The sequence below is a fragment of the Phocaeicola intestinalis genome, from assembly GCF_014837065.1.
GTDB lineage: Bacteria > Bacteroidota > Bacteroidia > Bacteroidales > Bacteroidaceae > Phocaeicola > Phocaeicola intestinalis.
On record NZ_JACSPP010000013.1, the window covers coordinates 18,737 to 44,223 of the forward strand.

The 25,487-nt window shown below is 45.6% G+C and carries 25 protein-coding genes; 9 read left to right on the forward strand and 16 right to left on the reverse strand.

The genetic code is table 11. The annotated features are described in order from the left end of the window. Window positions 1–432 precede the first annotated feature (432 nt). The 7 genes from hisG to H9625_RS06095 form a co-directional block, all read right to left on the reverse strand. A complete protein-coding gene (gene hisG, locus H9625_RS06065; protein WP_087211149.1) occupies window positions 433–1,284 on the reverse strand; it encodes an ATP phosphoribosyltransferase in 852 nt (283 codons plus the stop codon). Window positions 1,285–1,558: 274 nt separating this feature from the next. Continuing rightward, window positions 1,559–3,022: a tetratricopeptide repeat protein gene (locus H9625_RS06070; RefSeq protein ID WP_022041198.1), complete on the reverse strand. Its 1,464-nt coding sequence runs from the start codon at window positions 3,020–3,022 to the stop codon at window positions 1,559–1,561. Window positions 3,023–3,155: 133 nt separating this feature from the next. Further along, on the reverse strand, window positions 3,156–4,898 hold the full coding sequence (locus tag H9625_RS06075) for a glutamine--tRNA ligase/YqeY domain fusion protein (RefSeq protein WP_191763447.1): 1,743 nt from the start codon (window positions 4,896–4,898) through the stop codon (window positions 3,156–3,158). A 125-nt stretch (window positions 4,899–5,023) separates the two neighbouring features. Further along, a complete protein-coding gene (locus H9625_RS06080) occupies window positions 5,024–5,647 on the reverse strand; it encodes an HU family DNA-binding protein (protein ID WP_225226300.1) in 624 nt (207 codons plus the stop codon). A gap of 218 nt (window positions 5,648–5,865) precedes the next feature. Then, the gene (locus tag H9625_RS06085) at window positions 5,866–7,260 is read right to left on the reverse strand and encodes a DNA cytosine methyltransferase (RefSeq protein WP_191763449.1); all 1,395 of its coding nucleotides are present in this window, start codon (window positions 7,258–7,260) and stop codon (window positions 5,866–5,868) included. A gap of 14 nt (window positions 7,261–7,274) precedes the next feature. Next, window positions 7,275–8,285 (reverse strand): DNA cytosine methyltransferase, encoded by a 1,011-nt coding sequence (locus H9625_RS06090; protein ID WP_191763473.1) that lies wholly within the window; start codon window positions 8,283–8,285, stop codon window positions 7,275–7,277. Between the two features lie 5 nt (window positions 8,286–8,290). Further along, window positions 8,291–9,244 (reverse strand): HaeIII family restriction endonuclease, encoded by a 954-nt coding sequence (locus tag H9625_RS06095; RefSeq protein WP_022041203.1) that lies wholly within the window; start codon window positions 9,242–9,244, stop codon window positions 8,291–8,293. Window positions 9,245–9,364: 120 nt separating this feature from the next. Between H9625_RS06095 and H9625_RS06100 the strand changes: the two genes are divergently transcribed. The 7 genes from H9625_RS06100 to serS all read left to right on the forward strand — a co-directional run bounded on the left by H9625_RS06100 (window position 9,365) and on the right by serS (window position 16,077). Beyond that, window positions 9,365–9,862, forward strand: a complete 498-nt coding sequence (locus H9625_RS06100; RefSeq protein WP_087398021.1) for a very short patch repair endonuclease — start codon at window positions 9,365–9,367, stop codon at window positions 9,860–9,862. Between the two features lie 500 nt (window positions 9,863–10,362). Continuing rightward, window positions 10,363–11,247 (forward strand): YitT family protein, encoded by an 885-nt coding sequence (locus H9625_RS06105; protein ID WP_022041205.1) that lies wholly within the window; start codon window positions 10,363–10,365, stop codon window positions 11,245–11,247. 24 nt (window positions 11,248–11,271) lie between these two features. Beyond that, on the forward strand, window positions 11,272–11,862 hold the full coding sequence (locus H9625_RS06110) for a Crp/Fnr family transcriptional regulator (protein WP_087249343.1): 591 nt from the start codon (window positions 11,272–11,274) through the stop codon (window positions 11,860–11,862). Window positions 11,863–11,909: 47 nt separating this feature from the next. Then, a complete protein-coding gene (gene miaA / locus H9625_RS06115; protein ID WP_191763451.1) occupies window positions 11,910–12,842 on the forward strand; it encodes a tRNA (adenosine(37)-N6)-dimethylallyltransferase MiaA in 933 nt (310 codons plus the stop codon). A gap of 65 nt (window positions 12,843–12,907) precedes the next feature. Then, window positions 12,908–13,840 carry a diacylglycerol/lipid kinase family protein gene (locus H9625_RS06120; protein WP_022041208.1) on the forward strand — a complete coding sequence of 311 codons (933 nt, stop codon included), beginning with the start codon at window positions 12,908–12,910 and terminating at the stop codon, window positions 13,838–13,840. A 76-nt stretch (window positions 13,841–13,916) separates the two neighbouring features. Then, window positions 13,917–14,723 (forward strand): 3-deoxy-8-phosphooctulonate synthase, encoded by an 807-nt coding sequence (gene kdsA / locus H9625_RS06125; RefSeq protein WP_087211879.1) that lies wholly within the window; start codon window positions 13,917–13,919, stop codon window positions 14,721–14,723. 79 nt (window positions 14,724–14,802) lie between these two features. Next, the gene (serS, locus tag H9625_RS06130) at window positions 14,803–16,077 is read left to right on the forward strand and encodes a serine--tRNA ligase (RefSeq protein ID WP_191763453.1); all 1,275 of its coding nucleotides are present in this window, start codon (window positions 14,803–14,805) and stop codon (window positions 16,075–16,077) included. 121 nt (window positions 16,078–16,198) lie between these two features. On the opposite strand, the gene H9625_RS06135 is transcribed toward serS, so the two are convergent. The 9 genes from H9625_RS06135 to H9625_RS06175 form a co-directional block, all read right to left on the reverse strand. Next, the gene (locus tag H9625_RS06135) at window positions 16,199–17,185 is read right to left on the reverse strand and encodes a Gfo/Idh/MocA family protein (RefSeq protein ID WP_022041211.1); all 987 of its coding nucleotides are present in this window, start codon (window positions 17,183–17,185) and stop codon (window positions 16,199–16,201) included. A gap of 121 nt (window positions 17,186–17,306) precedes the next feature. Continuing rightward, a complete protein-coding gene (locus H9625_RS06140; RefSeq protein ID WP_022041212.1) occupies window positions 17,307–18,128 on the reverse strand; it encodes a transporter substrate-binding domain-containing protein in 822 nt (273 codons plus the stop codon). Between the two features lie 14 nt (window positions 18,129–18,142). Next, window positions 18,143–20,266, reverse strand: coding sequence for a putative porin (locus H9625_RS06145; protein ID WP_087211888.1), 2,124 nt, complete (start codon window positions 20,264–20,266; stop codon window positions 18,143–18,145). A gap of 278 nt (window positions 20,267–20,544) precedes the next feature. Beyond that, on the reverse strand, window positions 20,545–21,090 hold the full coding sequence (locus tag H9625_RS06150) for a 2-oxoacid:acceptor oxidoreductase family protein (protein WP_022041214.1): 546 nt from the start codon (window positions 21,088–21,090) through the stop codon (window positions 20,545–20,547). A gap of 132 nt (window positions 21,091–21,222) precedes the next feature. Next, on the reverse strand, window positions 21,223–21,990 hold the full coding sequence (locus tag H9625_RS06155; protein WP_022041215.1) for a thiamine pyrophosphate-dependent enzyme: 768 nt from the start codon (window positions 21,988–21,990) through the stop codon (window positions 21,223–21,225). Further along, entirely contained in the window at window positions 21,987–22,181 is a 195-nt protein-coding gene (locus H9625_RS06160) for a hypothetical protein (RefSeq protein WP_022041216.1), read from the reverse strand. The genes H9625_RS06155 and H9625_RS06160 overlap by 4 nt, the downstream gene beginning before the upstream one ends. A 6-nt stretch (window positions 22,182–22,187) precedes the next feature. Further along, window positions 22,188–23,273, reverse strand: coding sequence for a 3-methyl-2-oxobutanoate dehydrogenase subunit VorB (locus H9625_RS06165; RefSeq protein WP_022041217.1), 1,086 nt, complete (start codon window positions 23,271–23,273; stop codon window positions 22,188–22,190). Between the two features lie 127 nt (window positions 23,274–23,400). Next, complete coding sequence (locus tag H9625_RS06170) at window positions 23,401–23,628, reverse strand: 4Fe-4S binding protein (protein WP_022041218.1); 228 nt, start codon at window positions 23,626–23,628, stop codon at window positions 23,401–23,403. Between the two features lie 18 nt (window positions 23,629–23,646). Continuing rightward, complete coding sequence (locus H9625_RS06175; RefSeq protein ID WP_087211873.1) at window positions 23,647–23,925, reverse strand: tetratricopeptide repeat protein; 279 nt, start codon at window positions 23,923–23,925, stop codon at window positions 23,647–23,649. Window positions 23,926–24,253: 328 nt separating this feature from the next. Between H9625_RS06175 and H9625_RS06180 the strand changes: the two genes are divergently transcribed. Then, a complete protein-coding gene (locus tag H9625_RS06180; RefSeq protein WP_087211866.1) occupies window positions 24,254–24,913 on the forward strand; it encodes a LysE family translocator in 660 nt (219 codons plus the stop codon). A 16-nt stretch (window positions 24,914–24,929) separates the two neighbouring features. Next, window positions 24,930–25,478: a DUF4924 family protein gene (locus H9625_RS06185; RefSeq protein ID WP_022041221.1), complete on the forward strand. Its 549-nt coding sequence runs from the start codon at window positions 24,930–24,932 to the stop codon at window positions 25,476–25,478. Window positions 25,479–25,487: the final 9 nt, after the last annotated feature.

Genomic DNA, 25,487 nt, shown 5'->3' on the forward strand with positions numbered 1-25,487 from the left:
GTTTGTTAATAATAATGATGCGCAAAATAAAGATATATGAATGTCCGCATCTTGCCGATTAACTTGTAGGGGCAGGGTTTGCCTGCCCGAATACATCCACGCAGGCGCATACGGGCGGGCGACCCCCACCCCTACATTGGCTCATTGCGGATATTCAATTAAAGATATATTACTTTGCCGTTTCAGTTATCTTCGTGGACTGCAGCAGTTAACTGAAATGGCTTATGAATCATGCCAGTCAGGAGTTAAAAGGGAGTTAGATGGAGTTATTGCCCACTTGGTGGGCTGGAAGCTAGATGCCAATACCTCTTGCACTGTTTTCAGAAGCAGGACTATTGGCCTTTAACTCCTGAACGAAGTGATAACTCCTATGGAATATAACTACGTTTAACTCCTGATTCGCATGAATATATCTTCGTTTTGAAGGGCGTTTTATAATATCATTTTTTCTATCGGGATAACCAGTATGCCTTGTGCGCCTAGCGCTTTCAGCTTACCGATAATTTCCCAAAAGCATTTTTGGTCGAGTACTGTATGTACACTGCTCCATCCTTCTGTAGCCAGCGGCATGATGGTGGGGCTTTTCACTCCAGGTAATACTTCGATGATTTCCTGCAGTTTGTCGGTAGGGGCATTCATCAGTACATATTTTTTGTCTTCAGCTGCTTTTACGGCTTCGATGCGGAAGAGAAGTTCGTCAAGAATGGTTTTCTTTTCGGGCGAGAGTCCGGGATAACCGATTAGTACGGCTTCGCTTTTCATTACTACTTCCACTTCTTTCAGGTTGTTGCTGATAAGTGTGGAGCCGGAACTGACAATATCGAAGATGGCATCTGCCAGTCCGATACCTGGGGCTATCTCTACAGAGCCGGTTATAACGTGGATGTCTGCCTGGATACCGTTGCGTTCGAGGAAGTTGCGTAGTATCCCCGGGTACGAAGTGGCAATTTTCTTGCCGTTAAACCACGATAGCCCTTGATAATTTTCTTCTTTGTGTATGGCTAGTGAGAGACGGCATTTACTGAATCCGAGACGATAGATGATGTCTGCTTTTTCGTTGCGTTCTACAAATTCGTTTTCGCCTACAATGCCTATGTCTGCCACTCCGCTGGCTATGGTTTGCGGAATGTCATCATCGCGCAGGAATAAAACTTCGACTGGGAAATTGCTGGCTTGGGTGAGCAATGTCCGTTTCGATGTAGAGATTTTAATGTCTGCTTCGGAAAGCAGAGCCATGGTGTCGTCGAATAAACGACCTTTGGATTGTACGGCAATTCTTAGCATGTTATTTCTGTTTTTTTAGTTGTTTCAAAAAGCAAAAAGGCTTACCGTATTTACGGCAAGCCTTTTTTATCTTATAATAATCAAATTACACGACCTTCAGCCTACCGTATATTTACGTCAGGTAATGATGGTGGCGATGTGTTGTGTAATTTCTCATATTTGTTCTCTTGTTTTTTTCTTTCGTTTGCAAATGTAAAGTGTTTGCGTGTAATATCCAAATATTTATCAGGAAAAAAGTTCTTTTACTTTCAACTTTTCCTTTTTGTGGGCGTATTTATAATTCGCCCAAGTAAGGAGAAGGATCTAATTCCTTGTTTTGAATCAGTTCGTAAATGTGCCATGCCATTTCAGAAAAATTAGTGTCTAGCTCTTGCATGGTCTTGAGCCTCTCTGTGAGCTGTTGTTTGGAGGTAAAGACAGCTCCCCGTATCATATAGTGGAGTGCTTTTTCTATTTTTCCAAGACGGTAATAGCAATATGAGATAAGATAGCTTATTTTAAACGAGTCCTGATAATCGTGTTTTTCTATCTTTTTGAATGCTTCCAGGGCTTCTTTAAAGTGAAATGCCTGAAAGTAGATAACACCGATATCAAACCATGTATCCTGGATGTTGTAGCTGTAGGCTTCGGCTTTTTTAAAAGATTTCTTGGCAGAGCTTGTGTCGTTGTAGAGTAGGGATAATTCTCCTTTCAGCAGGTAGAACTGATGGTATTTGTCGTTGTATTGCAATCCCAATTCAATGGTTTCGTAACATGCTGTTATTTCTTTGGTGCGCAAGCATGCTAACGCGTGTTTGTAGCAGATTTCTGCCATGTCTACAATTTCGCTTGCTGTAATGCGGTGGTCAAGAATAAGTTGGGTATATTGTTTCATCTTGTCATAGTCCAGCAAGTCGAAATAAATGGATGCCAGTATGTACCATATCGGTTCTTTTTCCCGGACGTGCTTTTCGATGTATTCAAGGCAGGGAATTGCTTCGTGCAGTTGTTCCAGCATCAAATGGCAATCGACTTTCAGTTTCCAGGTGGTAAGGTTTGTCTCGTCTGCTACCATGGCAAAATCAATGGCTTCGAACATCTTGTCATATTCCTTGGTCTGGGCATAGCAGCGGGCAAGGTTTTGCCAGCTGTTCACGTCATAGGGTTCTTCGTCCAGAATGGCGTTGAAGCATTGGAGGGCCTGGTCGTAGTGTTGGATTTCAAACTGGTACAGTCCCATAAGTTCCAGGGCTTCCAGATTATCCGGATTTTCATTCAAGGCTTTTTGTATCCATGGGTAAGCATATTTTTTTTGCTGATAATCGGTGTACAGCTGTGCGATATCGAGTATAGTGTCGATGTGCGGATAATCTTCATAGAGTTTGTTCAGTGTTGCCTGTGTCTGGCTCATGTCGTTTTTTTGCAGGTATAGTTCGGCATAGAGCAGCTGGGTATCGTAATCGTTTTGATAGGGGAGGTTATGAATCAGCAGATCCGCTTCGTCTGTATTCCGGCCGCTAAGCAGGGAGTGGCATTTGAAGACAAGCACGTCCTGATTTTCGGGATAGAGGGACAAGGCATAGTCGATGGCTTTGTCCGAGGCGTATGGATTTCCTTTGCTGGCATAATATTCGGCAATGAGTGTCAAGTCATCGGCATCGAAATAGGTGCGTGTGCCTTCGCGTACCATGTTTTCGTATTTGGCAAGGGTTTCCTTGAAGTCCGGTTGGTTAAAAATAGAGGATGGATCTTCTTTCATGGATTAGTCTTTTGTTTATGAATTAGCAGGGTAAACAAGTGCTCTTGGTACACAAATGCCCGACAAGTGCATCGGGGATGCAAGATACTTGTCTTTTTATGGCATTTGTGGATAAAGAGCACTTATATATTGGTCATTTCCGGCTGATTTTGCTCCAGGTATCCTTGAGCGATACAGTGCGGTTGAACACCAGATGGTCTGGAGTTGAATCTTTGTCGGGTGTGAAATAGCCGATACGCTGGAACTGGAGGTAATCGAGCGGCTTGCTGTCGGCGAGGAATTTCTCTACGTAGCATTCTTGCAGTATATTCAGCGAGTCGGGATTGATCATCTCTTTCATGGCTTCCAGTGCCGAGCAGTTCTTTTCTTCGCGGATAGCCGCCATAGCGTCGCGTGGGTTCTCCACTTTCCATAAGCGGTCGTACAGGCGCACTTCCGCTTTCAGGCAATGGTTGCAGCTCACCCAGTGCAGGGTGCCTTTCACCTTGCGGTTGGCTTCGGGCATGCCGCTCTTGGTATGCGGGTCGTATTCGGCATATACCTCGATGACATTTCCGTCTTCGTCTTTCTTGCATCCGGTACATTTCACGATGTACGCGTTCTTCAGGCGCACTTCCTGTCCCGGCGTCATGCGGAAGTATTTCTTCGGCGCGTTCTCCATAAAGTCTTCGCGCTCTATCCAGAGTTCACGGCTGAACTCGATGGTATGGACGGGCGAATTCGGGTCTTCGGGATTGTTGACGGCCTCCATTTCCTCTACCTGCCCTTCGGGATAGTTGGTCAGGATGAGCTTCACCGGATTCAGCACCGCCGACACACGGGTGGCACGGGCGTTGAGGTCTTCGCGTACCGCGCTTTCCAGCAGGGCGAAATCGTTCAGCGCGTCATAGGTGGTATATCCGATTTTGTCCACAAACTTATGGATGGATTCGGGCGAATATCCTCTCCGGCGGAATCCGCACAAGGTCGGCATACGGGGGTCGTCCCATCCGTTTACCAGCCCTTCTTTCACCAGAATCAAGAGGTTGCGCTTGCTCAGCAGGATGTAACTCAGGTTCAGCTTGTTGAACTCGTACTGGCGCGGGCGGTTGTCGTCCAGGTCCTTGCCTTCTTTCACCCAGTCTACAAACAAGTCGTACAAGGGGCGGTGGGGCACAAACTCCAGCGTGCAGAGCGAGTGGGTCACCCCTTCGAAATAATCGCTTTGCCCGTGGGCGAAGTCATACATCGGGTATGCCTTCCATGTATCACCTGTGCGGTGGTGCGGGGTCTTCACCACGCGGTAGATAATCGGGTCGCGGAAGTGCATGTTCGGGCTTGCCATGTCAATCTTGGCACGGAGCACCATCTTGCCTTCCTCTATCTCGCCGGCGTTCATCTTCTGGAACAGGTCGAGGCTTTCTTCCACGGGGCGGTTGCGGTACGGGCTTTCCGTTCCCGGCTGGGTCGGCGTACCTTTTTGAGCCGCTATCTCTTCCGAGGTCTGTTCGTCCACATACGCCTTTCCTTCCTTGATGAGGCGGATGGCGAAGTCCCACAATTGCTGGAAGTAATCGGAAGCATAATATTCATTGCCCCACTGGAAGCCCAGCCATTGGATGTCTTCCTTGATAGACTCTACGTATTCCACGTCTTCCTTCGTGGGGTTGGTGTCGTCGAAGCGCAGGTTGCACACGCCTCCGTATTTCTTGGCGATGCCGAAGTCCATGCAGATGGCTTTGGCGTGGCCGATGTGTAAGTATCCGTTCGGTTCGGGCGGGAACCGGGTCTGTACTCTTCCCCCGTTCTTGCCTTCTTTCAAGTCTTTCTCCACAATTTGTTCGATGAAGTTCAGGCTTTTCTTTTCTGAACTTTCCGTTGCATTCATTTCAGTCATAGCGCTTTCTTGTTTTTACACTTATCGGTTGCAAAAATAGTGATTCTTTTTCTAAATAGAAAAATGTAAAGAATAAAATGCGTGATGCTTCTATGGTGCACGGGACGGTAGGGGCAGCTCAGGTCTTACGGAAGCTTCACATAGACCCGGTGCGGCGCGCGTCCTTCGATGCCGATAAGGTGTGCTTCCGTCCACTTGTTCAGGTCGCGCCAGGCGGTGGTCTTGGGCAGTCCTGCCAGTTCGCCGTATGCTTTCAGGGTGATATAGGCGTGGCTTTCCAGATACGACTGGAGGAGCTGCAGCCTTTCTTCTTCCGAATGCACCTTGGGATTCCGTAAGATTTTCTTTCCGGAAGGCGCGCGGAGCACGTTTCCCTGGCATTGCTTGGTGAATTTCTTCGAAGCCGTGAGCCTTACTTTGGCGAACCGGATAGACTGGGCATGCACGTCCGAGGGGTCGTACACCTCCGTATTGGCTTTGAGCGAGACCGAAGCCGTGCCGATGTTCCCTATCTGCACCCGGTATCCGTCCGACAAGTATTGTGCGGTCCAATATTCTATTTCGTCCATCACGGCAAGGATGGTCCCCTTGGTCAGTCCCGAATGGTTGGCGATTTGTTCGGTCAGCTTCTCGAACGTAATCGTCCCTTTCGACACGATTTTAGGGTAAAGGCGTGGTGTGGTGTCTTCCACATTGGCAGAAGGCACAGGCAAGAAATCATAAAGAGCATCCATGATAATATGATACATTAAGGTTTATAATCTGTTTCCGGCAATATGTATTTTACGTTCCACGGCGCGGAATGTACATTCCATGGGCTGGAATATACATTCTAAAGCGTGGAATATACGTTCCAGCCCATGGAATATAGAACTGAAACGTCTGTAAAGATAATACAATCCAAGTGCGAAAGCAAATGTTTGGGGGAGAAAATGAGAATATCAGAGGGAAACGCAGGCTTTGGAATTTACTTCAATTCTTTCCTTAGCGTTTCCATGTCGGTTATATAAGGGAATGTAGCGTTCCTGTATCCGTTAGGGAATTGAACAGCTTGCAGGTCTAAGCCTTTGATATGAACTTCTTCTGTATTTTCTAATTCGAATGTAAGGTATTCATTTCCAGAAGGAGAGAAGCCTTTGGATAATAAATCAGCAGCTGTTACGTAAGAAGGGGCTTCAGGAGTGAGCTTGTATAAGAAACGGCTTTTTTTATGATGCAATAACAGATAGGCGGGAACAGGCATGCCTACTGGCATTTGCAGGGCACCACGCCTGAATCCAGAACGGACATAATAGAGTTTATTTTGCAAAGTCAGATGCAATTGTTTTTCATCCTTATAGTAGCCTACTAATACGAATTCTTTTTCTGCTGAATGGATAGAAGTGAAGGCGTTTTTTATATTCAGGGCTATGAATTTAGCCAAGCGGGGAGGTACGGCATTGCCAACCATTTTATAACCTTCTTTTATGTCGTTGTAAAAGAAACGGAAACTATCGGGAAAGCTTTGTATTCTGGCGCATTCCCTTACGCTGAACCGGCGGTATAAATGCTCATATCCGACTGCAAATATACGTTTGTGTGGGGATATATATTTCATGGTCGGAGCTTGCGGATGTAAAGGACAGTTCTTGGCTTGTGCCTGAATAGTAAATGAAACTTCATTCCATGCACGTACCCGATTGCGTGACATGAACTTTGCATCAAACGGTCCTGTGAAAACATCATGGTTAAGCCAACGTCCGTATGTTTGGTTTACGGTGTCGCCATCTGCATAAAAACGAGGGACTTCATTGATGTCTCCTATCGCTTTCTGTAAAGTTATATGAGCATTCTGTAAAGGATGTGGAAAGTGAAAATTGCAATTCAAGTCTTTTAGGAATCCTACGACAAATACCCGGTAACGGTCTTGAGGAATGCGGAAATCTGCCGCATTCAATAAGGCATAGCTTACAATATAACCGACTTTTTCAAGAATAGAAAGAAAAGATAAAAACGTTTGCAGATGTTTGTCGCTGATGATACCTTTAACATTTTCGATAACAAAAAATTTAGGTTGCTTCTCTTTTATTAACCGGACATAATCAAGGAATAGCTTTCCGCGCTCGTCGTTTAAGCCAAGTTGTTTACCTCCTTCACTCCATGATTGGCAAGGGGGACCTCCGATAAATCCGTCACAATCAGGAATGTCGGAGGCATGTAATTCCCGAATATCTGATTTGCATAAAATGGTATTCGGATGGTTGTACTGGTAAGTTTCATGTATAGAAGCCTCGATGTCATTTGCCCAAATAACTTCTATTCCGGCTTGTTCGAAACCGAGGTCTAATCCGCCACAACCTGAAAAGAATGAAGCTACTTTCATACAATTATGTCATTTTATTCAGGTTGAATGGCACCTTTTTCTATCAATGTTTTTTTGATTTGTAAAGCTACATGATAAGCCAGGTTGACCGGAACTGCATTGCCAATCATCTTATAGCCGTAGTTTACGTCATCGTAAATGAATTTGAAACTATCTGGGAAGCTTTGTATGCGTGCTACTTCACGGACGCTCATTCGCCTGTAAAGATGCTCGTATCCTTCTGCGAACTTTTGCAGGTTTTTCTCTACTTTAATCATTTTAGGAGCTTGAGGATGCAGTTGGCATTGCCGTCCGCTTGCCTGTACCGTAAAACCGGGTTCGTCCCATGAGCGAACTCGGTTGCGCGACATGAATATAGGAGAATATGCTCCTGTAAAATATTCATTATTGGGCACAATGCATGCATCTCCGTTCGTTTTGTTTTTGTCTCGTGCAGGAATAGCTGTGTCTTGTAAATCCCAAATACATTCACGTAAAGTCGGTTTGTGTTTAAGCGGGGTCGGGTACTTGAAATCGTGAATGTTCAAGTCTTTCCGGAATCCGATGTAAAAAACTCGGTCTCGGTCTTCGGCAACATCGTAATCATTGGCATTCAGCATTTTCAGATTTACGTCATAACCGGCTTCATCAAATAGTTTCATAAAGCCGCTTACTGCACTAGAATGGCGTTTGGCTAACATCCCTGATACATTTTCTGCTACAAAAAACAGGGGTTGTTTATCTTTAAGTATGCGGATATATTCATAAAACAATTGTCCGCGAGCATCTTCAATGCCTTTTAAAGAACCGGCTTCGCTCCACGATTGGCAGGGAGGACCGCCGATGATACCGGTAATGCCATCAGGAAATTCAGAAGAAGGGATATTCTGTATATCTCCTTCTATCAGTTTGACGTTAGGAAAATTTATCCGATAAGTTGGGCATATTTTGGCATCAAGCTCGTTGGCGATTATCGTTTTGAATCCTGCATAATGGAAACCTAAATCCAAACCTCCGGCTCCGGAGAATAAACTGATTAATGTCATCATAATTAATTCCAAAAACAATTTAAAGTAATAATGGTTATTGGCATACCGATTAATTGAATGTCAAATTTCAGTGATGGCTCAACATTGGTTTTTGCGTTATGTATTCGGAAAGAAAATTGCCAGCCTTCATCCATATAGAGTTCAACTGTATTTTGACTGCCTGGTACAAAATCTAAACTAACAATTCGGGTAGGTAAGGACGCTATGGGAATAATTTTTGCGGATTTTTGCGTTTGGCTTGCCATCCCTAATGTACCATGTAGGTTATAAGATTGAATTTTTGTATTCCGTTCTTTATCAATACTGATAATTTTGTAAAAATCATATTCCCCTAAAAGATATTCGACTAACTTTCCGGGAATGTTTTTATGTTTCGCATATTGACGCTTGATTTCATTGATGAATGCTTTCAACAATGGAATATAAATATCTTTTTCTTTGTTGGGCAATTCTTTGAATTTTAAATGTGACCTTTGACTGGCTTTCAGATAATTGAATGTGGACTGTGTGTCTTTCCAATAATCTGATGAACAGGGTATGCCATACCATTTGCTGCCAAAATCTAATCGATCACTTAACCTGCTATGCTTTACGGCAAAATGGTTATGTTTTAAGCTTAATCCGATTTCCCAATGGATGTGATTGCGTATAATTAAGATGTCACGTACATCACCGTTTTCTCCTTTTTTATCGGCTTGTATCAATAATTCCAATACATCTTCCCCTTTTTCAATAATCCGTGGCTCTAATGTGAATAATTTGGCAACAGCTGCATATGCACTTGTTTTATAGATATTTTGTACATTCGTAGCTAATTTATTCCATGCTCGTTGGGCTGCATAATAACTACTGTTTGTAACGATTCTTGCCGGACGTATTTTACTTGTCTCTTCTTGGAGGATAAGTAGGCAAATAAATTCGTAAGCTCTGCCTTGGTTGTTGCTTTTGTTGCTCATGGTTATGTTATATAAGGGTAGCAAAAGTATAAAAAATATTCGAATAATTTCATATTTTGTGTCTTTGTTTTTGTGATGTTGTTGGAATTGATGTAACTTTCGGGGCAGAAATAATATATAATGGACAAGCTAACCAAAGAACAACGGCACCGGTGTATGGCGGCTATCCGTGGCAAGGATACCAAGCCGGAAATGATAGTCAGGAAATATCTGTTTTCGAGAGGATTCAGGTACAGGCTGAACCATCCCCGTTTGCCCGGGCATCCCGATATCGTGTTGCGGAAGTATCGGACGGTTATCTTTGTCAATGGTTGTTTCTGGCACGGGCATGAAGGATGCAGGTATTCGCATTTGCCTCGGACGAATGCAGCGTATTGGCAAGCGAAGATAGAGCGGAACAAAGAACGTGATAAAAAGGAGCAACGTGAACTGGCAAAGATGGGCTGGCATTGCATAACGGTGTGGGAATGCGACCTGAAGCCGGCGAAAAGGAATGAAACGTTAGAGTCTTTGGCATATACGTTGAACCATATTTATTTGAAAGACCGTTCCATCGTTTGTTATGAATTTCCTGAAGAAGTTTCTCCTATGGCTGCCGAGCCGGAACCGGAATATTAATGCCCAAGAAATCAGAAACAGAAAGTTATAGAAAGATTTCCATAAAAAGGTGTCTTATATTCCAACAGCACATGGAACATAATACTGAAACATCTGTAAAGATAATACAATCCGAGTGCGAAAGCAAATGTTTGGGGGAGAAAATGAGAATTTAATGCTAAGTCAGGATGAAATGACAAAGAAAGCCTTATCTTTGTATGACGTTGTGTTTTTTCATAGGATAAATGTATAAGTGATGAAAACGGTATTGATTTTAGTATTCTTTTGGGCATCCGCTATGTTGGGTTATGGACAGGAGCAAGTATTTGATAGTGTCTTGAAGAAGGGCAATGCGTCATTGGTATTTGACAGACCTTCCGCTGATGTGGGCTTTTGTACAGGCATGGCGGCACTGGCAGGCTTTCTTGGGTTTTCTTTACTTATTCTGTGGGTTTTGTACGATTATTCCGGAGTTTTTTATACTTTTGTATTCCGAAAATTAAAGCTAATTAGAAACGGACATGAATTTGACTGGAACTTTGAAAGCCAATCCCGTATGGCGGGAGGCGAAAGATTATTTGCTGATAGCCTTGGGCATGATGATGTACGGGATAGGGTGGACGGTGTTTTTGTTGCCCAACAACTTGCCTTCGGGAGCTGTGCCGGGTATTGCTTCTATTATTTACTGGGCAACAGGTTTCCCCGTACAATATACGTATTTGGCTATCAACGGATTTTTGCTGTTGCTGGCATTGAAGATTCTCGGGTTGAAGTTTTGCATAAAGACCATTTGGGCGGTAATTGTATTGACGGTCTTCCTGGCTGTTATCCAGAAGCTGGTTCAGGGAGGACTGATACATGATGAGCCGTTTATGGCTTGCGTGCTGGGAGCTTCGTTTTGTGGCGGTGGAATCGGCCTGGCATTTTCTGCAAACGGAAGTACAGGCGGCACAGACATCATTGCGGCCATTGTGAACAAATATCGCGACATCTCGCTGGGGAGGGTGATTCTGATGTGTGATGTCATTATCATTTCTTCCAGTTATCTGGTGTTGCATGATTGGGAGCGGGTGGTTTATGGTTACGTAGTCTTGTTTATCACCAGTTTTGTCATTGACCAGGTGGTGAACAGTGCACGCCAGTCGGTCCAGTTTTTCATCATATCCAATAAATACGAAGAAATCGGACACCGCATCAATAAAGACCTGCATCGGGGGGTAACATTTATCGATGGTGTAGGCTGCTATACGAACAATGGTGTAAAACTGATGTTTGTCTTGGCAAAAAAACGGGAGTCGAATACCATTTTCCGCCTGATAAAGGATATTGACCCTCATGCATTCGTTTCGCAGAGTGCGGTGATTGGTGTCTTTGGAGAAGGATTCGACCGGATCAAAGTAAAATGAAAAACTTTTTTAATCGAAATATCTATGACGACAACAAGTATTGAAATAGCGCGGCAGATGGCGGGCGATCACAATGTGGCGCTTGCTAAGGAAAGTGTTCACGCATTGGCTGATATTTTGGTCGGCAGGAAATACAAGAAAGGTGAAATGGTGCTGAATGAAGGCGAAGTATGTACTTGTGTGCGTTACATCGAGAAAGGTATGCTGCGCCAGTTCTATTTCAAGTATGGGAAGGATATGACCGAACATATTGCATACGAGAAAGGGGAGGTGGTTTGTCTGGAAAGCTATTTCCGTCAGGAGCCTACCCGTCTGATGATAGAAGCTTTGGAACCGACGGTGCTGTGGGAGATAGACAAGGCAGGCATCGACCGTTTATCAATAGAATATGCGGATATCGGGGTGCTGTATCGGAAGATTTTAGAGAATTCGTTGATAGAATCGCAGGTGAAGGCCGACACGTTGCGTTTCGAGTCTGCTCATGAACGTTATAACAAACTGTTCCAGCTGCATCCGGAAATCCTGAAGCGGGCACCATTGGTCTACATCGCTTCGCTGCTCCAGATGACTCCGGAAACCTTGAGCCGTGTACGTTCGGCAAGCCTGAACAGTTGAGATGTGCGTGATAAGTGATTTATGGGTCTGTAAAGAACTGGATATTTATGACATATGACTTGATTACCATATTAGGTCCTACCGCATCGGGAAAAACACCGCTTGCAGCGGCTTTGGCCCATCGTCTTCATACGGAAATCATCAGCGGTGACAGCCGTCAGGTGTATCGCAGGATGGATTTGGGGACCGGAAAAGACCTTGCTGACTATGTCGTAGACGGACACCGGATACCTTATCACTTGATAGATATTGCAGAACCTGGAACGAAATATAACGTTTTCGAGTTTCAGCACGATTTCCTGCAGGCATACGAGGATATCCGTTCGCGGGGAAAGCTTCCCGTCTTGTGTGGTGGAACAGGCATGTATCTGGAGTCTGTATTAAAAGGATACAAGTTGCTTCCTGTACCTGAAAATCCGGCATTGCGTGAAAGACTTGCCGGTAAATCATTGGAAGAGTTGACGGTTCTCCTTTCAACGTATAAGACTTTGCATAATTCTACCGATGTAGATACGGTGAAACGTGCCATTCGTGCCATCGAAATAGAAGAGTATTACCGCACGCAGCCTGTCGATGCCCGGGATTTTCCGGAAATCCATAGTCTGATTATCGGGGTGGATATCGACCGTGATTTGCGTCGTAAAAAGATTACATACCGGTTGCGACAGCGTTTGGATGAAGGCATGGTGGACGAAGTACGCCGGTTGCTGGAAGAAGGCATTGCTCCGGAAAACCTGCTCTATTATGGACTGGAGTACAAATACCTTACCCTGTATGTAACGGGAGCCTTGACTTACGATGAGATGTTCCGTCAGTTGGAGATAGCTATCCATCAGTTTGCTAAACGGCAGATGACGTGGTTCCGGGGGATGGAGCGGCGCGGGTTTACCATTCATTGGATAGATGCTACGCGTCCGCTGGAAGAGAAAGTGGAGGAAATAATGAGATTGCTTGATACGAATCAAACCGAATATCCGTGAGATACCGGTAAGGTAGAAAATTTGGCAAATTGTGGACATTTATACAAATCAATAAATAAAGGATTATGGCAGTAGAACCTACCCGCTGGGGCGTAATATACAATCCGAAAGCCGGAAGCCGGAAAGCACAGAAGCGGTGGAAAGCAATTCGCGATTACATGGAGAGCCGGAACGTACAATTCGACTATGTGCAGTCGGAGGGATTTGGGTCGGTGGAGCGTTTGGCGCGCACCTTGGCTAATAACGGTTATCGCACCATTGTTGTGGTAGGTGGCGACGGAGCATTGAATGATGCGGTAAATGGCATTATGCTGTCTGATGCCGAGGACAGACATGACATTGCCTTGGGCATTATTCCCAATGGCATAGGGAATGACTTTGCCAAGTATTGGGGATTGGATTCGGATGATTATCGGGGGGCGGTTGATGTACTTATCAACCGTCGGTTGCGGAAGGTAGATGTAGGTGTGTTTGGTTATTACGACGGGCAGACGCATGTGAAGCGTTATTTCCTGAATGCAGTATATATCGGGTTGGGGGCGCGTATCGTTATCATCACCAATGAGACACGCCGGTTCTGGGGGATTCCTTTGTTCTCGTATCTCTCTTCATTGTTTTTGGTGGCATTTGAGCGTAAGCTGTACCGGATGCATCTGAAAGTAAACGATGAACATATTCGTGGACGTCTGATGGCTGTGGCGATAGGAAGTGCACGGGGATATGGATTGACACCTAGTGCTGTGCCTTATAATGGATGGCTGGACGTATCACTGATATATCGCCCGGAATTGCGTCAGTTGGTGTCGGGCTTGTGGATGTTGCAGCAGGGAAGGCTTTTGAATCACAAGACTGTGAAGCCTTACCGTACACGACAGGTGAAAATCCTTCGGGCGCAAAATGCCGAAATCAGTCTGGACGGGCGTGTTTGGTTTGACCGTCATTTCCCTATCGAAATAACCATTGCTCCCGAAGCATTGACACTGATAATTCCGGAATAAGTGGCTGTACATAATAGTTGGTGTATATTGAAAAGAACTTAATTTTGCACACATATTTAACAATAGATAATATACAATGATACAGACAATAGATGACCTGGTCCGTTCGGATAATTTTTTTCTGTTGGCGGGACCGTGTGTAATTGAAGGCGAGGATATGGCGTTGCGCATAGCTGAGCGTGTGGTAAAAATAACCGACCGTTTGCATATACCTTATGTGTTCAAGGGTTCTTATCGTAAGGCGAACCGTTCGCGTCTGGATTCGTTTACTGGCATCGGCGATGAAAAAGCATTAAAGGTCTTGGCAAAAGTAAGAAGTACCTTTGGTGTGCCGGTAGTGACCGATATTCATGCGGCTGAAGAAGCCGGCATGGCTGCCGAATACGTGGATGTATTGCAAATACCTGCGTTTTTGTGTCGTCAGACCGATTTGCTGGTAGCGGCTGCCCGGACGGGCAAGATAGTTAATATTAAAAAAGGACAGTTTCTTTCTCCCGCGGCGATGCGTTTTGCAGCCGATAAGGTAGTGGAAGCTGGAAATCCGCAAGTGATGCTGACTGAAAGGGGAGTCACATTTGGTTATCATGACTTGATTGTCGATTATCGGGGGATTCCCGAAATGCAGGCTTTCGGGCATCCGGTCATACTGGATGTGACCCATTCGCTCCAGCAGCCCAATCAGGCTTCGGGTGTGACGGGAGGTATGCCCCAGCTGATAGAAACCATAGCCAAAGCCGGAGTGGCGGTAGGTGTGGATGGTTTGTTTATGGAGACGCACGAAGACCCTTCGGTGGCTAAAAGTGATGGGGCAAACATGCTGAAGCTCGATTTGCTGGAGGGTTTACTCGAAAAACTGGTGCGCATCCGTCAAAGTATCTTGTAAGAATCATTGTTTATGTTTCAATAAAAGAATATCTTTGCATCACGAAAACAAGATATACGATTATTAAAAGACTAAAGATATGCTTACAATTAAACAAATTACAGAGGATACCGACAAGGTAATCCGTGGATTGGAGAAAAAGCATTTCGCAAATGCAAAAGAAACCATTGCCCAAGTGCTCGAACTGAACAGCAAGCGTCGTAATGCACAAGCTCAATTGGATAAGAATCTGGCAGAAGTAAATGCTACATCGAAAACCATCGGACAGTTGATGAAAGAAGGGAAGAAAGAAGAAGCCGAAACAGCCAAGGCACGTGTGTCAGAAATCAAGGAAACAAGCAAGGCTTTGCAGGCAGAAATGGATCAGGCTGCTGAAGACATGCAGAATTTGCTGTATACCATTCCAAATGTGCCTTACGAGGAAGTGCCCGAAGGTGCTGGTGCCGAAGATAATCTGGTAGTGAAAATGGGAGGCATGGAAACCGAACTTCCGAAAGACGCACTGCCTCATTGGGAGTTGGCAAAAAAATACAACCTGATTGATTTTGATTTGGGTGTGAAGATAACAGGAGCCGGCTTCCCGGTCTATCGGGGACAGGGGGCACGCTTACAACGTGCGCTCATCAATTTCTTTCTCGATGAAGCTCGTGCCGCTGGTTATGAAGAAATAATGCCTCCTACGGTGGTAAATGCTGCTTCGGGTTACGGAACGGGACAGTTGCCTGATAAAGAAGGGCAGATGTATCATTGCAACTTGGATGATTTGTACCTGATTCCGACAGCAGAAGTTCCCGTCACAAACATTTACCGCGACGTGATACTTGATGAAAAGCAGTTACCCATCAAGAATTGTGCTTATACCGAATGTTTCCGTCGTGAAGCAGGTTCATATGGCAAAGATGTGCGTGGCCTAAACCGTTTGCACGAGTTTTCAAAAGTAGAACTGGTGCGCATTGATACCCCCGAACATTCCCGCCAGTCGCATCAGGAGATGCTCGATCACGTAGAAGGTTTGCTGAAGAAACTGGAATTACCTTATCGTATTCTGCGTTTGTGCGGAGGTGACATCAGCTTTACTGCTGCTATCTGTTACGATTTCGAAGTTTACTCGGAAGCTCAGAAACGTTGGCTGGAAGTAAGCTCGGTATCCAATTTTGATACGTATCAGGCAAACCGTTTGAAGTGTCGTTATCGTACTGCCAATAAGAAGACAGAGCTTTGTCACACGCTGAATGGTTCGGCACTTGCCTTGCCGCGTATTGTGGCAGCCCTGCTCGAAAACAACCAGACGCCGGAAGGTATCCGTATTCCGAAAGCATTGGTTTCGTATTGCGGATTCGATATGATTAAATAAAAAGTATATTTGATTTTCCTTTGAACACAGAAACCCTAAGACACGGAGTTTAATCTATCAGATTGTTTTCGTGTCTTTGTGTTTCTGTGTTTTTTTCAGAGCTTTTCAATTATTCGTTTTCTTACAGTTTGTTCAGGATGCGGTCCATTACCCAGTTGGTGGGAGTGGCGCTTATGCCGTCGCATGTACAGATGGCTTTTCCTTGCAGATGCTCCACTACAGCTTTAATTAGCGGAAGTTGTACATAGGACGGATTTTGTGGAAGGATTTCCTCACGTCCATGTTCTGTATGTAAGCCGATAGGCTCGTAGGTAAAGACAGAGAAGCAAATCATTCCTTTGTCACCAATAATTTCAATGCGGTCTTCTTTTGCCGATTCGTGAGCAACAAAACACCACGAGCCGGAACCAGGCAATCCGGATTCGAACTTAAAGCAAGCACTGATGGTGTCTTCTGCCTGGTATAGTCCGCCACGGTTGCTCTTATATCCTTCTGCTTCCAGGATACATCCGAACATTTCCTGCAGTAAATCCAGCTGGTGGGGAGCCAGATCATAGAAATAACCTCCTCCGGCAATGTCGGGCTGTACACGCCATGGCAGGTTGGTGCTGTTATAATCCAAGTCGCGTGGAGGCTGTGCAAAACGTATTTGTACATTGATGACATTTCCTATCTTGCCTTCTTCTACCAGTTGACGAACCTTTTGGAAATAGGGTAAATAGCGGCGATAATAGGCTACAAAGCAAGGTACACCTGTTTCTTGTGAGATGCGGTTGATACGTGCACAGTCTTCGTAGGTGGCTGCCATAGGTTTTTCAATGTATACAGGTTTTCCTGCCTTCATGGCCATAATGGCAAAGGTGGCATGCGAAGAGGGAGGCGTGGCGATGTAAATGGCGTTTACATCCTCGTCACCTATCAGTTCTTGCGCATCAGTATACCAGCGAGGAATGTTGTGTCGGTGTGCATACGATTTTACTTTTTCTTCATCGCGGCTCATGACGGCAACAACACGTGAACCGTCTATCATATTGAAAGCGGGACCACTCTTTTTTTCGGTCACTTCGCCACAACCGATGAATCCCCAGTTTACCTTGTCTAATTGCATAGTTTTCAAGTTTTGTTTTTCAGTTAACTTATTAATTGGTCTATATTTGTATATCACATGGAGAGAATTAAAACAGGCTCTAAAGTATCTGTGTATCTTCTTCTTCTGTGATGAGATGTCATTAAAAGTATTTGTTGTACAGTTTCTTGTAAGAGGCGGTTTTGCTGTACCGTTCAAGCCAATGGTTGAGGGTATCCAGCAAGGCAGGCGAATGCTTGTTTACGCCCCAGGCATAAAATTGCGTGAAACTGATAGCTGTATTGATGTCAAGGTTTGGGAAGCGTTCCTGCAAAGAGCGGGCGATGCTTTCATCGCATACGGCATAGTCGATGTCTTTTCCTGCCACCATGGCAAGAAGCTGTTCAGGTCCGTATTGTTCCACTTCCTGGATGTAGATGGTATCGGCTATTTCACTGATAAGGTTGTGGAGCCGGAGCAATGCCGGAGAACCTTTGATGACATGCAATTGTTTGTGTGCCAGGTCGAGCTGGCTGCGGATATAAGTGCTGTCTTGTTCGTTTTCGGGTTTTCGCTGTACCAGCACTTGTTTGCTTAACGTCAACGGACGGGTAAAGAGCAATGTGTCTTTCGATTGGGATGTGATAACGGTTCCTGTCGCCAGAAGATCGTATTTCCCTTTAGTGACACCTGCAAGTCGTTTCTCAAAGCTCATTTCTGGAGTTATTTCCAGTTTCAGGTGTTTGTCAGAGGCAAAAGCATTCAGCAGTTCATAATCGAATCCTTGCAGCGTGTCTCTGTTTATGTGGTAGCTGATAGCGTTGTATTCGGTCACGGCACGCAACACGCCCGATTGGACAATTTCGGCATAGTCGCGAGGGGAATAGGCAGGACTATTTTCTTTCTGTGTGCCGAACACAATAAATCCTGCAACAATAACTATTGCCACGATGCTGTATCGGATGAAGGGTTTGCCTTTCTGCATAATGTACGGTTTTTTTAGTCAAAGAAGTTCCACGATATGCCGATTTTGAACAGACGCGGATTCAGTGGGTAGTGGGGAGCCAGGAAATAACTGTGGGTCCCTTGTCCTTGAATCAGGTTGTACATCATCAAGAAGATACGCGTGCGTTTCAGGTGCAGGTTGATGTAACCGTTCACTAAAGGATAGTTCCCTAATTTGTAGCGCGTGTCTTTGTTTTGCAGATAGAATTGACCGATTGCCGGCGCATAGTCGGGGGCATAATATTCGGTGAAATAGCGCACGTCGGCACCCATTTCTACTTTCAAAACCTTCTTTGCCAGCCCGAAGCTGAGGTAGAGGTTATGGTACAAGACCAGTTTCGGCAATGGAAGGATGTCTTGGTTGCTTGAAGTTTGGTAAGTCACTTCGTTATCCAGGTGAAAAATACCCAGTTTGAAATCTTGCCGGAGCGATGCGCTGAATACCTGGATGCTCCCCGAGTGTTGGGCTACTCCTAGATTGTTCAGGTAATGAGTTGTGGTTCCACTTTCGTTGCTGCTGCCAGTTCCGTCTCCGCTACTGCCTTGTCCGTCACTTACCGAAAGGTTATCGAGATAAGTATAGTTGGTGATGTTTTCTACACCAGCTTTCAGTTGCGTACGCCAACGGTCAATGCTGAGTTGTCCTTCAATGCGGGTACGCATCATTTTCGAAAGGTCGTTATTGTCCCACCAATAATGTTTCGAGTGGAAATGACGATAGTAGAATGTCGGGTTTTGGTTCTTGATATAGGCATTTGCCTGTAAACGGACGGTATCATTGAACAGGCGGAAGTTCATGTTTCCGCGTCCTTCCACCGAAAATGCTCCGGCATCTTCGCCTATCAGTGCAAATTCACCCGTTACGTTATAATGGAACATTTTGCCTTGTTCTTTGATGAGTTGTCCTCCCACAGAAATGACATTTTCCGTATAATCTGTAGGAATACGTTGTCCGGGAGTTCCGGCGATGGTGTCGGTCATCGTAAAGCGGCGGAATTCGTGGGTGACGAAAGCGGTAAGGCCGGCTTTTGCCCATTTGTTGAATCCCTCGCGCAGTGATATGCCGAGCGTGTTCTTTACTGCCAGATAGTCTGTCTTGTCACGTTCTATGTCGGGCAAGAAATTATTTAGAAAGTATTCCGTGTTCTCTGTTTCATCTTGTGAGATATATTGGCGTCTTGCCACGTCTACTTTCACCGTGTGCATGAAACTGGTGACAGGTACGAATACCTGTGTGTTGGTTGTATCGTTTTCGTCCGGATTGTCACGGTAGAATCCTAAGTTATACCGATGAGTCAGGAAAGCATGGTATCCTGTGTTGTGGTTCCATATGGCACTCAGGTTGGTCGGGATTTCGCTATTGGCGTATGTACGTCCTCCTTCAGCCATATCCAGCGGCGCACTGACGTAACGATCATCGGTGATACCGCCGTTTTCGGCTACCTTCAAGTTGTCGTTGATGAAGCTGAAATGCATATTGTATTTGTCACCCAGATAGTAGGCAAATAGGTTTCCGTTGAATAAAGCTGTTGACTGGTGGGCGTATTTCCCTCGTCCGTACACATAGTCGATGTTGAACCCGAATCCCAGCCGTTTGTTGGCATTCACGGCAAAATAGGCTTTGAAACGTTCTTCTCCGTCGCGGCTGCTACCTTGTTTATAATAAGTCAAGTTGACAAAGGGCGACTTGGTGTTTGTGTATGTTACGTCTTGCGGTTGTAACACAGTGTAATCGTAAGGGTCGAAAAAGAAGAACTGGCTGGCATCTTTACGGTCGAAAAATACATGAGCAATACGGGGAGCTCCCAAGTTCCCCAAATAGGTATAATGTCCGTAAGGCCCTCCTGTATCGTTCGTGTTTTGGAAGCCATGCTGCAAAGTATCGACAGGCACTTCGGTACGGTTTCCGAAACGGGCATCAATTTTCCACGATGTCAGCCCGATGGGAATGGTGCTGGCATCGTTAACGGCGGTTGTGTCTATCGGATTCCCGTTTCGGTCGTACATATCTCGGTCTGTACCTGATGCCGAACTTCCGAATTGGTTGGATAACGTGTTCTGTGCGGACAGTTTGCCGCATATCAGTGCTATGATTGCTATAAAAAGTATCTTCCTCATAATGGGGACAAAGATATAAAAGAAAAACGAAACAAGGGATAACTTAGGGGCAGATTTGCAGATATTCGTCATTGTTAAACAGGGCAAATGCATCTAAGAAGCTATTTTGAATTTCTCCAAAAAGTTTTATTGAATATCCGCATTCCACCCGATTGCCATGTAGGGGCATATCGCATACGCCCAAAACATTCACGTGGATTAGTTGATGCATTCGGACGTATGCGATATGCCCCTACATAGGATGGCTGCGGATATTCAAAACAATTCCTTAATCTGGGTTACTTCATTTCCTTGATGATGTCCATGCCGATGTGGATAGCTTCTTCATTCATTGGAATCAGGCTGTGATGACGTTCGGGAAGTGTCTTGTACAAGGCTTTTACCACACTTGCGATGGATACAATGGGACGGATTTTCAGCAGTCCGCCTAATACAATCATGTTGAAAGTCTTTGCCATCTTCCGTTCGTTGGCTTCGTCCATGGCGTTGATGCGATAAACGTGGATATCTTTGCGGGTAGGCGGATTGATTATGCCATAGCCGTCGTAAATCAGTACGCCGCCAGGTTTCACTTTACTTTCGAACTTTGCCAGAGAAGGTTGGTTCAAGATGATGGCGGTATCGTATTTGCTCAGAATCGGAGAAGATATGCGTTCGTCGCTCACGATGACCGTGACGTTGGCGGTTCCTCCGCGTTGTTCGGGGCCATAGGCAGGCATCCAGGTCACTTCTTTGCCTTCCATCAGACCGGAGTAGGCAAGGATTTTTCCCATCGACAATACGCCTTGGCCTCCGAATCCAGCTATAATGATTTCTTCTGTCATATTGTTTTGAGTTTTTAAGTTTTTTAGTTTTTAAGTCTTTAAGTTCTTGAGTTTTTTAGTTCTATAGTTCTTAAGTTTGCAAATAAAATGCTGTCAGTATTGCAGAGCTTAAAAACTCAAGAACTTAAAAACTCAAATCGTCGTATCTTTCAAGTCGCCCAGCGGGTAGAAAGGAAACATGTGTTCTTCCATCCATTTGTTGGCTGCTTCGGGAGTCATTTTCCAGCCCGAGCTGCAGGTCGACACGATTTCTACCAGGCTGGAACCTTTGCCCTGCATCGAGTTTTCGAAAGCTTTGCGGATAGCTTTCTTCGCCTTGCGGATAGCTGCAACGGTGTGCACAGACTGGCGGGTGACATAGCAAGTGCCTTGCAGGGTGGCTGCTATTTCGGTCATCTTCAGCGGATAACCGTGGATTTCCGGATTACGTCCGTAGGGGCAAGTGGCGGTTTTCATGCCGACGAGAGTGGTAGGCGCCATTTGTCCACCTGTCATACCGTAAATGGCATTGTTGATAAAAATGATGGCGATGTTATCACCACGGTTCAGGGCGTGAATACTTTCGGCAGTTCCGATACATGCCAGGTCGCCATCGCCTTGATATGTGAATACCAGGCGGTCGGGCCACAAGCGCTTGATGGCTCCTGCCAATGCGGGTGCACGTCCGTGTGCGGCTTCCTGGCAGTCGATGTCCAGGTAATTATACATAAAGACGGCACATCCTACAGGGCTGATGCCGATGGCTTTTTCAGTCATGCCCATTTCGTCGATGACTTCAGCTATCAGCTTGTGTACGACTCCATGGCTGCATCCCGGGCAGTAGTGCATCGGGTTGTCGTTCAATAAACGAGGTTTCTGGTAAACCAGGTTTTCGGGTTTTACGATATCTTCTTTTGTCATAGTTTTCCTCCTTGTCGATTACGTTGAGAGAATCGGAGCGCGTACTCTATCATTTTTATAATGATGGATGTCGCACATACGTAGAAAAATACGGTCTGGTTGACATCTGTAAAGAACAGGATGATAGTAGCCACTGCACCTATCATAAAAACAATGTTCAGTACGGTTCTGATCTGGTTTATCTTGTTCATAATCGGTTACTTGTTGTTGATGAGTTTTTCTTTCAATGATTCGATGACTTCATCCGGGTCGGGAACGATTCCTCCCAGGCGCCCGAAGTGCTCGACCGGAATGCGGCATTCCACAGACAGCTTGACGTCTTCAATCATCTGTCCGCTGTTCAGTTCGACGACGAGGATGCCTTTCATTTGCCGTGCTCTTTCCTTCAGGGCTTCTCCAGGGAACGGCCACAAGGTGATGGGGCGGAACAAGCCAACTTTGATGCCTTCCTCGCGGGCGTGCTCCATTGATTTCTGGGCGATACGGGCACATGAGCCGAAAGCTACAATCAGGTATTCGGCATCTTCGCAATCTATTTCTTCGTAACGGGTTTCATGTGCCGTTATTTCTGCGTATTTGGCTTGCAGGTGCAGGTTGCGCTGTTCCATTACCGCAGGGTCAAGTTCCAACGAAGTGATGATATTGGGCTTGCGTCCTTTACGTCCTGTGGTAGCCCATGGACATTGGGCAATGATTTCTTCTTCGGTGCGGCGCGGACGAGGTTCGGGAAGTACGACTTTCTCCATCATTTGTCCGATGACACCGTCGGCAAGAATCATGGCCGGGTTCCGGTATTTAAAAGCCAGTTCGAATGCCAACCCTACGAAATCGGCCATTTCCTGTACCGATGCCGGAGCCAGTGCGATGACATGATAGTCACCGTGTCCGCCTCCTTTGGTGGTCTGGAAATAATCTGCCTGGCTGGGCTGGATGGTACCCAGTCCGGGTCCTCCTCGCATTACGTTTACTATCAGGCACGGAAGTTCGGCACCTGCAATGTAAGAGATTCCTTCCTGTTTCAGGCTGACGCCCGGGCTGGAGGAGGAAGTCATTACCATCTTGCCGCTTCCGGCACCTCCATATACCATATTAATAGCTGCCACTTCGCTTTCTGCCTGCAAGACGACCATACCGGTTGTCTCCCATGGCTTTAGTTCGGCGAGAGTTTCCAATACTTCCGATTGGGGAGTGATAGGATAGCCGAAGTAACCGTCCACGCCGAACCGGATGGCCGCACGGGCGATGGCTTCGTTTCCTTTCATTAAAACTACTTCTTCTGCCATATCTTTTTAAATTTTTATAGTTGACTAGGTCTTAGGTACTAGTTGACTAGGTCTGGAATTGTTTTACTACGGTATTTAAAACCTAGTCAACTCGTACCTGGTCACCTGGTTACCTGTTTTTAAAAACTTACGCTTCTTTTGCCCTGTATACTGTCAGACAAGCGTCCGGACATACGATGGCGCACGAAGAACAACCGTTGCAGGTGTCTTCCAGGGTCTGTTGTACGTAATTATATCCTTTTTGATTTACTTTTTTGGTAAGCGACAATACATGCAACGGACAGGCAACCACGCATAGGTTGCACCCTTTGCAGCGTTCTGTATTCACGATTACCACACCTTTCATCTTAGCCATAGTAAAATTACCTTATTCTTATTGATTAAACATGTCTTTGTTATAAAATTCCAGGATATCCATCACCATGCGCCGGGCTTCGGATGCCGGACTGTCGGGATTGAGGGCAATGGCTTCCTGATAATTGTTCAGGGCTCCTTGCCAGTCGCCTTGCTTGCGGAACGCATTCCCCAGCAGGTAGTAGGCATAGTCTGCATTGTCCGGATGCTGGGCCAGGAGCTCGTTCAGTTCTTGGATGGCTGCGTCAATCTCTCCATCGTCAATCTTGCTTTTAATCTCTTTCAGTCTTTCTGTCATGGTTATGATTTGTCTTTCCGGCAAAGATAGTCTTTATTTTTTATTATTTCCTACGTGGACTGGAAATATTTTCGAAAGAGTAGTGGGGAAAGAGTTTTTATGCGTGGGTGAAAATAAGTGCATGTGCCGTTGGAAGTATATGCGTGGCCCGATGAAAACGTATGTGTGGAAGATTGCATATATTATCCTTATGGATGCGCATATTCGTTGTATGGGAGGTCGCTGGACGGGGGTAGGAAAGATTGGATTTTGGCTTTGGCTTTCATGTTGTAAAAGAATTACAGCCGAAATCGTAGGTAATCTCGCAAAAAAGTAGCATCTTTGCACTATGAATTGGATAGAACAGGTTACGATACTGGATTTGTTGATAAAAGGGTTTATAGTGGGAGTGGTGGTTTCCGCTCCGCTGGGGCCTGTGGGCGTTCTTTGTATTCAGCGTACATTGAATAAAGGACGCTGGTTTGGCTTTGTGACAGGACTGGGGGCGGCACTGAGCGATATTTGCTATGCGTTGCTTACGGGATACGGCATGAGCTTTATGGACGAGCTTATTCTGAAGCATCAGATTTTTCTGCAAGTGGTGGGCAGTATCATGTTGCTGGCTTTCGGCATTTATACGTTCCGGAGTAATCCGGTGAAGGCGCTTCGGCCTTCGTCGGGTAAAAGAGGAACTTACCTGCACAATTTTGTGACTGCCTTTTTTGTCACCTTTTCCAATCCATTGATTATCTTCCTGTTCATCGGACTCTTTGCCCGGTTCTCATTCGTGATGCCGGGTAGCCCTATCGGCTTCCAGCTGGTGGGCTATCTTGCCATTATTATGGGAGCGGTAAGCTGGTGGTTCAGCATCACTTATTTTGTGAACAAGGTGCGCACGCGGTTTAATGTGAGGGGCATCTGGATGCTGAACCGTATCATTGGTGTGGCGGTGATTGTAGCGGCGATGGTGGGATTCGTGCTGGCTGCTACCGGAAAATCTTTCTCTTGACAGATACGATAAGAATATGTATATTTCCCGACAACTTAAACAACAGAATATTGCAGAATACTTGCTCTATATGTGGCAGGTGGAAGACTTGATTCGTGCCAACGGTTGCGATATCGGACAGATACGGCGGAATGTCGTCGACACGTATCCTTCTCTGACCGACCCACAAAGGCAAGAGTTGACGCAATGGTATGAAGACTTGATTAATATGATGCACGATGAAGGCGTGATGCAGAAGGGGCATTTGCAAATCAATAAGAACATCATCGTATGGCTGACCGACCTGCATCTGCGTTTGCTCCGCTCGCCTAAATTCCCTTACTATAGCGCAGCTTATTACAAGGCTCTGCCTTTTATCGTAGAGCTTCGGGCAAAGGGGGCGGACAGGGACGTGCCTGAACTGGAGACATGCTTCGATGCCATGTATGGCGTATGGATGCTGAAACTGCAAAAGAAAGAGGTGAGTGAAGATACGCAGAAGGCGGTGAAAGCAATCAGTGATTTGCTGGCTATGCTTGCCGGTTATTATATAAAGGAGAAAAAAGGGGAATTGGATTTAGACTGATATCGTAGA